General features: G+C 67.1%; 15 protein-coding genes and 1 pseudogene. 11 read left to right on the forward strand and 5 right to left on the reverse strand.

Annotated features, from left to right (window positions below):
• Positions 1 to 52 precede the first annotated feature (52 nt).
• From QGN32_RS01575 to QGN32_RS01585, 3 genes are all read left to right on the forward strand, one after another.
• Positions 53 to 970: an oxidoreductase gene (locus tag QGN32_RS01575; RefSeq protein ID WP_326546941.1), complete on the forward strand. Its 918-nt coding sequence runs from the start codon at positions 53 to 55 to the stop codon at positions 968 to 970.
• A gap of 72 nt (positions 971 to 1042) precedes the next feature.
• Positions 1043 to 4195 (forward strand): ATP-binding protein, encoded by a 3153-nt coding sequence (locus QGN32_RS01580; RefSeq protein ID WP_326546942.1) that lies wholly within the window; start codon positions 1043 to 1045, stop codon positions 4193 to 4195.
• A 19-nt stretch (positions 4196 to 4214) separates the two neighbouring features.
• The gene (locus tag QGN32_RS01585; protein WP_326546943.1) at positions 4215 to 4718 is read left to right on the forward strand and encodes an SRPBCC family protein; all 504 of its coding nucleotides are present in this window, start codon (positions 4215 to 4217) and stop codon (positions 4716 to 4718) included.
• A 72-nt stretch (positions 4719 to 4790) separates the two neighbouring features.
• On the opposite strand, the gene QGN32_RS01590 is transcribed toward QGN32_RS01585, so the two are convergent.
• The 3 genes from QGN32_RS01590 to QGN32_RS01600 form a co-directional block, all read right to left on the reverse strand.
• Complete coding sequence (locus QGN32_RS01590; protein WP_326548880.1) at positions 4791 to 5363, reverse strand: carboxylesterase family protein; 573 nt, start codon at positions 5361 to 5363, stop codon at positions 4791 to 4793.
• Between the two features lie 150 nt (positions 5364 to 5513).
• Positions 5514 to 5687: a carboxylesterase family protein gene (locus tag QGN32_RS01595; protein ID WP_326546944.1), complete on the reverse strand. Its 174-nt coding sequence runs from the start codon at positions 5685 to 5687 to the stop codon at positions 5514 to 5516.
• A 34-nt stretch (positions 5688 to 5721) separates the two neighbouring features.
• Positions 5722 to 5856, reverse strand: coding sequence for a hypothetical protein (locus tag QGN32_RS01600; RefSeq protein WP_326546945.1), 135 nt, complete (start codon positions 5854 to 5856; stop codon positions 5722 to 5724).
• Positions 5857 to 5887: 31 nt separating this feature from the next.
• On the opposite strand from QGN32_RS01600, the gene ypfJ reads away from it, so the two are divergent.
• Both ypfJ and QGN32_RS01610 read left to right on the forward strand, forming a co-directional pair.
• Positions 5888 to 6781 carry a KPN_02809 family neutral zinc metallopeptidase gene (ypfJ, locus tag QGN32_RS01605; protein ID WP_326546946.1) on the forward strand — a complete coding sequence of 298 codons (894 nt, stop codon included), beginning with the start codon at positions 5888 to 5890 and terminating at the stop codon, positions 6779 to 6781.
• On the forward strand, positions 6774 to 8420 hold the full coding sequence (locus QGN32_RS01610) for a DUF885 domain-containing protein (RefSeq protein ID WP_326546947.1): 1647 nt from the start codon (positions 6774 to 6776) through the stop codon (positions 8418 to 8420). The genes ypfJ and QGN32_RS01610 overlap by 8 nt, the downstream gene beginning before the upstream one ends.
• Here QGN32_RS01610 and QGN32_RS01615 read toward each other — a convergent pair.
• Positions 8395 to 8574: a hypothetical protein gene (locus tag QGN32_RS01615; protein ID WP_326546948.1), complete on the reverse strand. Its 180-nt coding sequence runs from the start codon at positions 8572 to 8574 to the stop codon at positions 8395 to 8397. The genes QGN32_RS01610 and QGN32_RS01615 overlap by 26 nt on opposite strands.
• Positions 8575 to 8664: 90 nt before the next feature.
• Here QGN32_RS01615 and QGN32_RS01620 point away from each other — a divergent pair, with 90 nt between their 5' ends.
• From QGN32_RS01620 to QGN32_RS01640, 5 genes and pseudogenes are all read left to right on the forward strand, one after another.
• Positions 8665 to 8973: an MBL fold metallo-hydrolase gene (locus QGN32_RS01620; RefSeq protein ID WP_326546949.1), complete on the forward strand. Its 309-nt coding sequence runs from the start codon at positions 8665 to 8667 to the stop codon at positions 8971 to 8973.
• On the forward strand, positions 8970 to 9092 hold the full coding sequence (locus QGN32_RS01625; RefSeq protein WP_326546950.1) for a hypothetical protein: 123 nt from the start codon (positions 8970 to 8972) through the stop codon (positions 9090 to 9092). The genes QGN32_RS01620 and QGN32_RS01625 overlap by 4 nt, the downstream gene beginning before the upstream one ends.
• A pseudogene (locus QGN32_RS01630) lies at positions 9089 to 9621 on the forward strand (DinB family protein). Before QGN32_RS01625 ends, QGN32_RS01630 begins: the two are co-directional and overlap by 4 nt.
• Before the next feature lie 81 nt (positions 9622 to 9702).
• A complete protein-coding gene (locus QGN32_RS01635; RefSeq protein WP_326546951.1) occupies positions 9703 to 10449 on the forward strand; it encodes an SDR family oxidoreductase in 747 nt (248 codons plus the stop codon).
• A gap of 15 nt (positions 10450 to 10464) precedes the next feature.
• Positions 10465 to 11292, forward strand: coding sequence for a mycofactocin-coupled SDR family oxidoreductase (locus QGN32_RS01640; RefSeq protein ID WP_326546952.1), 828 nt, complete (start codon positions 10465 to 10467; stop codon positions 11290 to 11292).
• On the opposite strand, the gene QGN32_RS01645 is transcribed toward QGN32_RS01640, so the two are convergent.
• Positions 11289 to 12173, reverse strand: coding sequence for an acyl-CoA thioesterase (locus QGN32_RS01645; protein ID WP_326546953.1), 885 nt, complete (start codon positions 12171 to 12173; stop codon positions 11289 to 11291). The genes QGN32_RS01640 and QGN32_RS01645 overlap by 4 nt on opposite strands.
• An 80-nt stretch (positions 12174 to 12253) precedes the next feature.
• Here QGN32_RS01645 and QGN32_RS01650 point away from each other — a divergent pair, with 80 nt between their 5' ends.
• Entirely contained in the window at positions 12254 to 12907 is a 654-nt protein-coding gene (locus QGN32_RS01650) for a TetR/AcrR family transcriptional regulator (RefSeq protein WP_326546954.1), read from the forward strand.
• Positions 12908 to 13001: the final 94 nt, after the last annotated feature.

Here is a 13001-nt window from a genome sequence, read left to right on the forward strand (position 1 = left end):
AAGACAACTGCCCAAGTGTAGAGGGGCCCTTCCGCGCCGGTAGTTTGGCGCTGTGGATGAGCGCTCGCGCGAAGACCCTGGCTGCGCGACCCGTACCGCGGTCGTTGGTCCCGGCGCCATCGGCTCGACGTTCGCTGCCCTGCTGCATGCGGCCGGTCACACGGTGACGCTGTGCGGCCGCACGCCGCGCGACTCGATTGAGGTCAGACCCGATGAGGGCGAGCCGATCGTAGTGCCCGGTCCCGTGCTGACCGATCCCGCCGCCATCGACAAACCGGTCGATGTCGTGTTGTTGGCGGTGAAGGACACCCAGACCGAACAGTCGGCCGGGTGGCTGGCCAGGTTGTGTGACGAACGCACGGTGGTGGGTGCGCTGCAGAACGGGGTCGAGCAGATCGAGCGCGTCGGCCGCTACTGCCCCGGATCGACGGTAGTGCCTGCGGCGGTGTGGGTTTCAGCGGAGTCGACGCAAGATGGCTTTGTCCGGTTGCGCACGGCGGCGCGCCTGGTGTTGCCCGACACCGCTGCCGCGCGGACGCTGGCGGACTTCTTCGAGGGCAGCGCGGTCGCGGTCGAGATCGATCCGAACTTCGTCAGCGCGGCCTGGCACAAACTTCTGGTCAATGCGGTCGTGGGGTTCATGGTGCTCACCGGTCGCCGCGCGGGCATTTTCCGCCGCGACGACGTGGCCGGCCTGGCACGCCGCTATCTCGCCGAGTGCCTGGCCGTCGCGCGGGCCGAGGGCGCCAAGCTGGGCGACGAGGTGATCGACCAGATCGTCGACCTGCTCGCGAAGTCCCCGGAGGACATCACGACGTCGATGCTGACCGACCGCCAGGCGGGCCGGCGGTTGGAATGGGATATCCGCAACGGTGTGATCGTCCGCAAGGCCGCTGAACACGGGCTGCCCGCCCCGATCAGCGAGGTGCTGGTGCCGCTGCTGGCCGCGGCCAGCGACGGGCCCGGATAACCGCACGGGCGGCGCCGGACGGCGATATCGTTTTCCGGCACCGATCGAGCGACGGCCTCTTAAAGGCGGCGGATGAAAGCACCGGCGCGCTGCCCCACCTGCGCTACCGAAGCGCGTCTCGGCGCCCGGTTCTGCGATGGGTGCGGAACCCCGCTGGATAAGCCTCACCTCGCCGAGTACAAGCAGGTGACGGTGCTGTTCGCCGACGTGGTCCGGTCGATGGACATCGCCGCGGCGCTAGGCCCGGAGCGGCTCCGGGAAGTGATGACAGAGCTCGTGCTCCGCGCCACAGCCGTCATCCGTCGGTACGACGGCACCGTGAACCAATTCACCGGCGACGGAATCATGGCGCTGTTCGGCGCTCCGAGGGCATTGGAGGATCACGCTCGTCGGGCATGTCTGGCCGCGCTCGACGTTCAGGAAGAGGTCCGTGCCTTGGCAGCGGAGACCGCTCGCCGTGATGGGATCTCCCTGCAACTGCGGATCGGGCTCAACTCCGGAATGGTTGTTGCCGGCGACATCGGTCCGGAAGCTCTCGCCTACACGGCGATCGGCGAGCACGTCGGGATGGCCCAGAGGATGGAATCCGTGGCGCCGCCCGGTGGAGTGATGCTCAGCGAATCCACGGCCCGGTTGGTTGAAGACGACACACGGCTCAGCGATCCGCAGCCCGTCCGCATCAAAGGGGCAACTGAGCCGGTGACAGCGCGCCGACTGCTGGCCGTCGGCACCCATCGCCGCACCCGGCGGCGCACGGCCTCACTGGTAGGCCGACAGCGAGAGATGCGCCTGATAGAAGCGGCGCTCGACAAGGCGCTCGGCGGGCACGGGCGCGTCATAGCGATCAAAGGAGCGCCCGGGGTCGGCAAGAGCCGGATCACCGAGGAAGCCGTGGCAATGGCCAGGAACCACGGCATAGATGTCTTCGCCACGTACTGCGAATCGCATTCCAGCCGAATTCCATTCTCCGCCGCCGCCGAGCTGCTGCGCTCGTTCTTCGGGGTCGACGGGTTGGACCCAGCCGAGGCCGCGCTCAGAATCCGAACCAAGGCGCCCGAAGCGAATCCCGAGGATCTCGACCTGCTGCACGACCTGCTCGGTATCGGTGACCACGGTGCAGGCAGTGGTATCGACCCAGACGCCCGCAGGCGTCGGCTCACCGGACTGCTCGCCACGGCGCTCTTCGCGCGTACCGAACCCGCCGTCCACGTCATCGACGATGCGCAGTGGATCGACTCCGTGAGCGAATCGATGCTCACCGAGCTGCTCTTTACTGTCCCGAAAGCGCATGCGCTGGTGTTGATCACGTACCGTCCGGATTATCACGGTGAACTTGGCCGGGCACCCGGTACCGGCGTGATCACTGACGTGATTTCGCTTGCCCCCCTTGGTTACTCCGAGACCTCGCGGCTGACCGCCGAATTGTTGGGGTCGGACCCCTCGGTCGCGCAGATCGCCGTACGCATTGCCGACCGCGGCGCGGGCAACCCGTTCTTCACCGAGGAGATCGTCCGCGACCTGGCCGAGCGCAAGATCCTTGACGGTGAACGCGGCGCCTACGTCTATAGGGGCGACGGCGAAGTCAGCGTTCCACCGACGGTTCAGGCCACCATCGCCGCGCGCATCGACCGCCTCGGCCCGGCCGCCAAGGCAACTCTCAACGCGGCTTCGGTGATCGGCTCCCAGTTCGGCGACGACTTACTGAACGCGCTCGATGTCGCCGAAGTGGCCGAGTTGGTCGATGCCGAGCTTGTCGAGCCCGTGTCGCCGTCAGAGTTCGCCTTCCGACATCCGTTGATCCGAACGGTGGCCTACGAGTCGCAACTCAAGTCGAGCCGTTCGCAACTTCACCGGCGGGTAGCCGCCGCTATCGAACAGCAGGATCCGTCGTCAGTGGACAAGAACGCCGCCCTGATCGCGACTCATTTCGAGGCGGCGGGCGACCTGCATGAGGCTTTCGATTGGCATATGCGGGCCGGAACCTGGTCGGTACACCGCGATATCGCGGCCGCCCGGATGAGCTGGGAGCGGGCACGCGCGGTCGCCGACGCGCTGCCCGAAGACGATCCCGGCCGGTTGACGATGCGGATCGTGCCACGAACGTGGCTGTGCGCGACGGTCTGGCGGGTAGGAGGGGACCTCGACGACGTCGGCTTCGATGAGCTACGCGAACTGACGACCGCTGCGGGCGACAAGCGGTCGTTGGCGATGGGAATGATCGGGCAGGTACAGATGCTCAACTTCCACGGGAAGTTCACCGAAGCGTCGCAGCTCGCATCCGAGTACGTGGCCCTACTCGATTCGATCGGCGATGCGGAATTGACAATCGCCTTTCTCATCACTCCGACTCTGGCGAAGTGGAACGCCGGCCACATCTCCGAAGCCATGCGCTTGTCCCAACGCGCAATCGACCTTTCCGAGGGCGATCCGACTGCGGGCAATTTGGTCATCGGCTCTCCACTCGCCTTCATGCTGGCGCTGCGCGGATCGGCACGGTGCTGTCTCGGTATTTCGGGATGGCGCGATGATTTCGACTGTGCGATCGCGATGGCCCGCAGCGTCGATCCCTTCACTTTCTGCGGAGTCGTACAGTTCAAGTACATCGCCGTGTTGAACTGGGCACTCCAGGCTGACGACGTGGCGCTGCACGACACTGCAGAGGCCTTGGAAATCGCTCGCCGCGGCGCCGATGACTTCACCGTCGCCAATGCCGAGTTCGCCCATGGCCTGGTGCTTGTACGCCACGGCAACGCAGACCACGAACGCGGTTTCGATCTGCTCGAAAGCGCCGCCCAGACGGCGCGGCAACACCGGTACACCATCATCGCGGCGTGGTGCACCGACCTCGATGTGGCGGCGGAGATGACCAGAAGAGGAGACTTCGAGACGGCAGTCGAGCTGGCGGGCCGCGTCCTGGACAACGAATTGGGCAGCGGTGAGGCGATCAATCAGGGTTGGGGCACAACGGTGCTCGTTGAAGCGCTGCTCGGCCGCGCGTCGGAGGGCGATCTCGACCTCGCCCAGGCCGCCATCGACCGGCTGTCGAACCTGCCGGCCGAACCCGGCTTCCTCTATTACGAGTTGCCGCTGATGCGGCTTCGGGCGCTGCTTGCCCGGGCACGCGGCGACGACGCGACCTACCGCGATCTGCGTGACCGCTACCGCAGCCATGCGGAGTCAACCGGTATGGAAGGGCACATCGCCCTGGCTCACGCCATGAGATAGACACCATGCCTTACGGTGTATGGCCATGCAGCCGTGTGAGCGTGTCGGTCTGGATTTCATCGAGAGCGCGCCGTTCCGGTTCGTCAGCACCGTCGACCTGGCGATCACGCCCGAGCAACTCTTCGAGGTGCTCGCCGACGCGGAGTCGTGGCCGCACTGGGCCACCGTGATCACCGAGGTGACGTGGACGAGTCCCGAACCACGCGGCGTCGGCACCACGCGGACCGTGAAGATGCGCGGCGGCATCGTCGGCGACGAGGAGTTCTTAGCCTGGAAGCCCTACAGCCACATGGCGTTCCGCTTCAACGAAGCGTCGACGGGAAGCATCGCGGCGTTCGCGGAGGACTACCGGGTGGTGCGCACGCCTCACGGCTGTCACCTGACATGGGTGATGGCGATGAAGCCCAGGGGCGTCGCCGCCCGGATCGGGATGTCGCTCGGGCGGCCGGTGATGGGCTGGATGTTCCAGAAGTTCCTGCACAACCTGCGCGACTACTCCGCCGAGCGGTACGCGGGGAAGTAGCCCTCAGCGCCGCGAGACTGTAACCACGCAGGCGTCTTCTCGCACTTTCGCTGCTGGAACACAGTTTCGCGATCAGTAGAGCCCCGCCCAGGCCTTGCGGCGCTCGCCGGTTCCCCAACCCTGCGCGGCGAAGTCCAGCCACGCCCGCTGCATCCGCCGACCGACCGCCGGCTGCAGCCGCCGCCCCAGCGGGTGCATCTTGCGGCCGAGGTACGAGGCGTAGCTGTGTTGGATGTGCACGATCTCGCTGCCGTGGGTCGCGCCGAGCCCGAGCATCCGCAGGCTGAAGCCGACGTGGTCGAAGCGGTACACGTGCGTCGGGGCGCGGCCGCTGTAGGCATCGGCGAAGGCCCACGCCGGCCCCCGAACATCACGTCGGAGCCGAACGCGACGAGTGCCCTGCTGCGCGGATAGTTGGGGATACGCGCCCACCCGTTTCTTGGCGCCCGGCGCGACCCGCTCGAGGTAGGCCTCCACGGACGCCCGGGTGGTGGGCAGCATCGGGGGTTTGGTCCAGGCGAACATCGACGCTTCGTGGCTGTTGGTGCCGATGATCAGCGGCACGCGGCGCAGGGCGCCGTCGCGCGCGGCGTCCACCGGATGACGAGGCAGCAGGTCGACGCCGTACGTCAGCCCGTAGGCCAGCGTCGGGGTGGTCGCGGCGCTTTTCGAGTTGCAGACTGCCGGCTGCGCGGCGCAACTCGCGCTGCGGTGCCCGCTTGACGTCGGCGGCGGGCACCCCCAGGCGGCGCAGGAACTCGTGGGCCTGCTTGGCCCGCAGCTCCCGCTCGGCGATCAGCGGCAGCGCCGGGCTCTGCGCGATAGCCCGGCAGAACAGGCCCTCGGCGGCAGGGCTGGCGAGCAGGGCGAGCACCGACGTGCCCCCGCGGACTCACCGAACACCGTCACCCGGCTCGGATCGCCGCCGAAGGCCGCGATGTAATCGCGGATCCATTGGAGTGCGGCCATCTGTTCGCGCAATGCGAGGTTGTTGCCGAACTCGTCACCGAGGTCGCCTAGCTACCGGTTGCTCGGCGTAGGGCACCCCGCGCCACACCGCCACGCCGCCCTCGGTCGTGCCGCGGAGATCACCGAGGTCGGTGTGCACGATGACCGAATGTCCGACAACGGTGGCCACAACCGAATCGTAGTGTGCGAAGCTGATCGTCATGACCTTCAACGAAGGCATGCAGATCGACACGAGCACCACCTCGTCGAGCGGTGGCGGACGTGGTCCCGGCCGCGGCATCGCGGTCGGTGGCGGGGTCGGCGGCCTACTAGTTCTCGTGGTGGCGTTGTTTCTCGGCGTCGACCCCAGCACGGTGGTGCCGCAGCAGGGCCCGTACGACAGCCAGGGTCTCGAGGCGCCCGGCTTCGACTTGAGCCAGTGCAAGACGGGTGCCGATGCCAACGAGATCCCCGAGTGCCGCGTGGTGGCAACTGGAAACTCGCTGGACGGAATATGGCCTCAGCTGATGCCGGACTACACCCGGCCGCACGTTCGGCTCTTCACCGGCAGTGTAGACACCGGATGCGGCCCAGCGACCAGCGAGGTCGGGCCGTTCTACTGCCCGCCGGATCAGACCGCCTATTTCGACGTCGACTTCTTCAATGTGCTGAGAGACCAATTCGGCTCCAGCGGCGGCCCGCTTGCGCAGGAATACGTCGTCGCCCACGAGTTCGGCCACCACATCCAGAACCTCACGGGCACGCTGAGGAAGTCGCAGGGTCCCGGCGCCGCGGGCCCGACGGGCGGCGGTGTGCGTACTGAACTGCAGGCCGACTGCTACGCCGGTGTGTGGGCGCACTACGCCGCCATCACCAAGCAGGAAGGCACCGACGTGACCTTTCTGGAACCGTTGACCGACAAGGACATCGAAGATGCTCTGTCGGCGGCGGCCTCGGTGGGCGATGACCGCATCCAGCAGCAGGCCACCGGCCGGGTCAACCCCGAGGCGTGGACCCACGGATCGGCGGCTCAGCGGCAGAAGTGGTTCACGGAGGGCTACCGCACCGGCGATCCGAAGGCTTGCGACACCTTCGCGACGAACGACCTTGGGTAGGACGCCCACGGCCGTCGACGCCGTCGCCGAACGCTACCTTGACACCCTCGCTGAGCTCGACCCTTGCGCCGCAACGGAAATGGGAATTGTCGGTCCCGGCCGGATTTATGAAGGCGAGATCACCGACTATTCTCCCGCCGGGGTCGCCGCCCGGGCGGACGCGGCCCGCCGCGCGCTGCGTGAGCTGGCCGAGGTGAAACCCGCGGACGCGACCGACGAGGTGACCGTGGCTGCGATGCGCGAACGCCTCGGCGTCGTGGTCGAGCTCAACGATGCGGGACTGGACGTGGGTGAGCTCAACGTGATCGCATCTCCACTGCAGTCCATGCGCGATGTCTTCGACCTGATGCCGACCGAAACCGACGCCGACTGGACAGTGATCGCCCACCGGCTGTCGCACATTCCCGACCGGGCGGCCGGATACGCCGACGCGCTGCGCGCCGCGGTCGCGGACGGCCATCCACCCGCGGTGCGTCAGGTGGTGCGGGGCATCGACCAGGCCGCCACCATCCAGCACCTGTTCGTGGACATGGTGGCCGGCGCAGCACCGCAAAATGCGGCGCTGCACGACGAGTTGCAGCAGAACGCGGCCAGCGCCGCGAACGCCTACCGGGAACTCGGCAGGATCCTCGGCGACGAGATCGCCCCGCACGCCCGCGCCGAAGATGCGGTCGGCCGCGACCAGTACCGGTTGTGGTCGCGGTCGTTCCTGGGCGCCGAGGTCGATCTCGACGAGACCTACGAGTGGGGTCGCGAACTGCTGAACGGCATTGTCGCCGAACAGGAAAGCCTCGCGAAGCAGATGTACCCGGGGACGTCTGTGGCCGACGCGCTGCTCCGCCTGGACGGCGAGGAACGCTACCTCGTGCACGGTGTCGACGCGCTGCAGGCCTGGATGCAGGACTTGTCCGATCGTGCGGTCGAGGCGCTGGCCGACACGCACTTCGACATCGCGCAGCCGCTGCGACGGCTGGAGTGCCGCATCGCGCCGACGCACACCGGCGGGATCTACTACACCGGCCCGTCCGAAGACCTCAGCCGACCGGGGCGGATGTGGTGGTCGGTACCGCACGGCGTGGAGACCTTCCACACCTGGCGGGAGACAACCACGGTGTACCACGAGGGGGTGCCCGGCCATCACCTGCAGATCGGTCGCGCGGTGGTGCTAGCCGACCAGCTCAACCGGTGGCGGCGCCTCGGCTGCTTCGTGTCGGGACACGGTGAGGGCTGGGCCCTCTACGGCGAACGGCTGATGGCCGAACTCGGCTGGCTCGACGATCCCGGCAACCGCATCGGAATGCTTGACGCACAACGTTTCCGGGCCGCACGCGTGGTCATCGACATCGGTGTGCACTGCGGGATGACGGCACCCGACGGAGGAGTGTGGGACGCCGAGAAAGCGTGGTCATTCCTGGTGTCCCACAGCGCGATGAACGAGGAGCACCTACAGTTCGAACTCGACCGCTACCTCGGCTGGCCGGGCCAGGCGCCGTCGTACGCGATCGGGCAACGGATTTGGGAACAGCTGCGCGACGAGATGCTGGGGCGGGGCGTATCGCTCAAGGAGTTCCACAGCCGCGCATTGGACCTCGGCGGCCTGCCGCTCGACGTACTCAAGTCTGCGCTGTCGGCGAGCTGAGCGCGGCTCGGGTCCGGTCGATCTGCTCGAAGGCGTAGGCCGCCATCGCAGCGTTCGACATCGCCTGGCCGGCAGCGGCAAACGACTCGTAGCGGTTATCGCCGAGCATTTTCACGCAGATGCGCGCGGCCTCGCCCCCGGTCGTCCACGTCAATATCGTGGCACCGTGGTACAACCATGGAACCGGATTCGCCAATAGCAATATCGGTTTCTGAAATCGACGCAGAGATCCTAGCGTCGACGCATGGACACCGTGACCGTCACGCCCAACCTCACCATGCACGTCGTCAAGGGCTGGCAGGTCTACGTCTGGCGGTGCGGCGATTCGGTCACGCTGATCGACACCGGCGCACCGGGATCCGGCGCGGCGATCGCCGAGGCAGTGCCCGGCATTCATCGAATCTTGTTGACGCACGGGCACGTCGACCACACCGGCTCGGCGGCCGAGTCGCGCGAGTCGACCGGGGCCACGGTGCTGACCGGCGCCGGCGACGCCGCCAACGTGGTGTGCCCATGCTCGGCACCTTCAACCAGGACCGGGCGCGAACGGTGACGTCGTTCCGGCGGCTCGCCGCGCTCGACGTCGAAACGGCATGTTTCGGATACGGCGAGCCGATCCTGTCGGGCGCCCGTGACCGGCTTCGCGACGTCGCTGCCACACTGACGCCGTGAGCATCGAAGGGGACCCGGTCGAACCGGATATTAAGGACTGGACCTGGGTGCTGTCGAAGTCCTGTCTCGACTGTGGATTCGATCCCGAGGCCTTCGACCGCGCCGAGGTCGCCGAGCGCATCCGACGCGACGCGGCGACTGGGTGCGCCGACTCCAAAGTCCCGACGTACGCGTGCGCCCGCGGCCGAATGTGTGGTCGACGCTCGAGTACGGCTGTCATGTCCGCGATGTGCACCGCATCTTCGATCACCGGGTTCGACTAATGCTTGACGAGGACGATCCCCTGTTCGGAAACTGGGACCAGAACGAGACCGCCCGCGCCGACGACTACGGCTCGCAGGACCCCGGCACCGTGGCCACTGAACTGTTCGACGCCGCGTCCGTCGTGGCCGACACCTACGACGCCGTGCCGCCGACGGCGTGGTCTCGTCGGGGACTGCGCAGCAACGGAAGCGCTTTCACGATCGCGACGCTCGCGATCTACCACTTGCATGACGTGGTCCACCACGCCTGGGACGTCGAACACTAGAGCGTGTCTCCGAAACGCGCCACGGAGTGACGCGCGGCCATACCATCAGGCGGCATCACCCTTGGGCCGAAGGAGACCTCCATGCGCATCGCAGTCGCCGGAGCGACGGGAAACATCGGCGCCCGCACCGCCGCCGCACTCGAACGCGACGGTCACGACGTCGTCCGGATCAGCCGCTCGCTCGGCGTCGACCTGGTGACCGGTGAGGGTTTGGACGCCGCCCTCGCCGGCGTCGAAGCGGTCGTCGACGCGACCAGTGCACCACCCACCGACCGGGACAGCACCGTCGAGTACTTCGGGAGCACCACGGGCAACCTGCTCGCCGCCGAGCACCGCGCGGGCGTGCAACACCACGTCCTGCTGTCGATCGTCGGGATCCAGGGCATCGAGGGCAACGCGCACTACTCGGGCAAGCGGAAACAGGAACGGTTGATCACCGAAGGGCCGGTCCCCTGGACGATCGTGCCCGCCACCCAGTTTCACGATTTCGCGGCCATGGTCGCCGGCTGGACCGAACAGAACGGAGTGTCCACCATTGCACCGCTGCTGGTGCAACCGATCGCACCCGACGACATCGCCGGCATCCTCGCCGAGGTCGCCACCGGCCAACCCCAGGGTCGGCATGTGGACGTCGCCGGACCCGAGACGCAGGATCTCGTCGACATGGCCCGCCGGACACTCGACGCCAGGGGGCAGCAGGTGAAGCTCGTGCCGACCTGGTCGGGGGTCTTCGGACTGTCGATGGCCGGAAACGTGTTGCTGCCAGGGAAGAATGCGCGCCTCGCCCCGACGACGTTCGACGACTGGCTCGCCGCCGGCGCCAACTGAACAGGAGAACCGGATATGACGAACCTGGACGCCCCGCTGGCGGGCAAGGTCGCCTTCGTGACGGGCGCGGCCCGCGGACAGGGTCGCTCGCACTGCGTCCGGCTGGCACGCGCGGGCGCCGATATCGTCGCGATCGACGCCTGCGGGCCGGTCGCCGAACACAACGGCTACCCGCCTGCGTTACCCGAAGACCTCGCCGAGACCGTGAGCCTGGTCGAAAGCGAGGGCCGCAAAATCGTCGCCGACCGGGTCGACGTCCGCGACGCCGGCGGTCAGCAACGCGTGGTGGCCGAAGCGTTCGAACAGTTCGGCCGCCTCGACATCGTCGTCGCCAACGCCGGTGTGATGAATTGGGGTCGGCTGTGGGAGATTTCGGCGCAGCAGTGGCAGGACGTGCTCGACGTCAATCTGACCGGGGTGTGGAACACGATCAAGGCCGTGGTGCCGCCGATGATCGAGGCGGGCAACGGCGGGTCGATCATCACGATCAGTTCGGCCGCGGGCATCAAGGCCGTTCCGGGGTGTGGCCACTACTGCGCCAGCAAGTTCGGCGTGGTCGCACTGACCAACTCGCTGGCGGTCGAGCTCGGCGAGTTCGGCATCCGCGTCAACTCGGTGCATCCGTACGGCACCGACACCCCGATGGGCAACGACACTTCGATGTGGCAGATCTTCGCCGACCACCAGAACTACATCCACAGCTTCTCGCCCGGCGCGCTGCCGACCGAGACGCTGGCCGACCCGAATCTGATCTCCGACATCGTGGTCTGGTTGGCCAGCGACGCGTCGTCTCTGGTGACCGCGGCCCAAGTCCCCGCCGACAAGGGTTATTTGAAGATCTAGAGGCGCGACTGCTCCTTGATCGCGGTATCGCTGCTGCGCAGCGGGCGGATCAGGGCGTCCTGGCTGAACGATGCGATCAGCTCACCGGATTCCGTGTGCACGGTGCCCCGCACATACGACATGCCGGCACCGACCTGAGTGCTCTCGTGGCCGTAGAGCAGCCACCCGTTCCATTCGAACGGCTCGTGGAAGCTGACGGACACCGTCATCGGCGCCGTCGACACCGTGACGTGCGACTGGGCGGTGCCGATGCCCTCATGTGCTCGCATCGTCGTCGAAATACCAAGGTGCCCAGTCAGATACGCGACCAGAGCCTTGGCGAGCTCGTCGCGGGTCGGGACCGGGTCATAGTGCACCCAGGCGTACAGTTCCGGCGGCCCGACCTCATCGGGGCTGTTGACGTCGACGACGTCGACCAGCCGAATCTCGCGGCCCGTCATCGGCATATGGGCATCGTGCGCCTCGGCGGGCGACTTCGTCTCGGGGCGGGCGACGGCGTGGCGGATGACGTCGGGCGTCGGCACGTCGGCCAGCGCGGTCACCGTGATGCACCGCTTGCCGTTCTGCTTGGCGGCGACGACAGCGGTTGCGGTGGAACGGCCTTCGTTGACGACGTCGATCTCCAACTCAAGCGGGCCGGCGCCGACCATGACCGCCCGGGAGAACACCGCGTACGCCGAGCGCACCGACTTGCCCTCGAAGCGTTTGGCCACCGCCACGATCACCTGAGCGAGCACCTGCGTGCCCTCCACCACCTGCCGGTCCTCTTCCCCGGCCGGGCCGGTCTCGGCGATGAATCGGTTCTCCCCGTCCGACCGAACATCGAACAGGTCGAGCAACCCCTCGACGGTCCACGTGTTCTGCGCTGAGTCTGTGGTCATGGAAAAGAACAGTAACCGAGCTTCAGCAAAAGCGGTAACGTCGTTACCAGCGGAGCACCCATGAGGGGAAGGTGTCGACGATGGCGAAGCCAAGCGGACGAGCGGCGGCCGGGACCGCCCGATCCGCCACACCCGACCGCCTCCCCGACCCCGAGTCCCGCCCCAAACGATTCATGAAGTCGGCGCTGGCGATCCTCGGCGAGACCGGTCGCACGGATTTCACGGTGCTCGAGGTCGTCGAGCGTTCGAAGACGTCGCTGCGGTCGTTCTATCAACACTTCTCCACCAAGGACGAGTTGCTGCTCGCGTTGGTCGACAAGATCATGTCCGAGTCGACGCGCCGGTGGCGCGAGGACACCGCCGGCCTGCCCGCCGCCGCCGCACTCCGGGTTCTGATCGACCGCATCTGCACACCCGCGGAGACGACGGCCCAGGACAAGGTCAATCGGGGCCTGACCAATTACAACGACCGCCTCGCCGAGACCCTGCCTCGTGAGTACGCCCGGGTGTTGTCGCCGGTGCACCACCTGATCAAGGACATCATCCACCGCGGGATCGCCGAGGGGGTCTTCCGCGCGGATGTGAACGTCGACGCCCGGGCGGCGCTGATCATGCAGTCGTCGTTGGGGGCGATCCGGCTGCAGGTGCTCGGCGCCGAACTCAACGGTGCCCCGATCGACGCCGACGACATCTACGACTTCTGCGTCGGCGGCCTTCGCGCGGACCCGGCCTGACCTGCGAGCCGACCGCCGGAGAATGCACTTCTCCGACCCGGTGTTTATGCTGGTCCGAACGTGGTAATGTCATTACCACCAGCAGCCAAGCACA

The organism is Mycolicibacterium sp. ND9-15, from assembly GCF_035918395.1.
Classification (GTDB): domain Bacteria; phylum Actinomycetota; class Actinomycetes; order Mycobacteriales; family Mycobacteriaceae; genus Mycobacterium.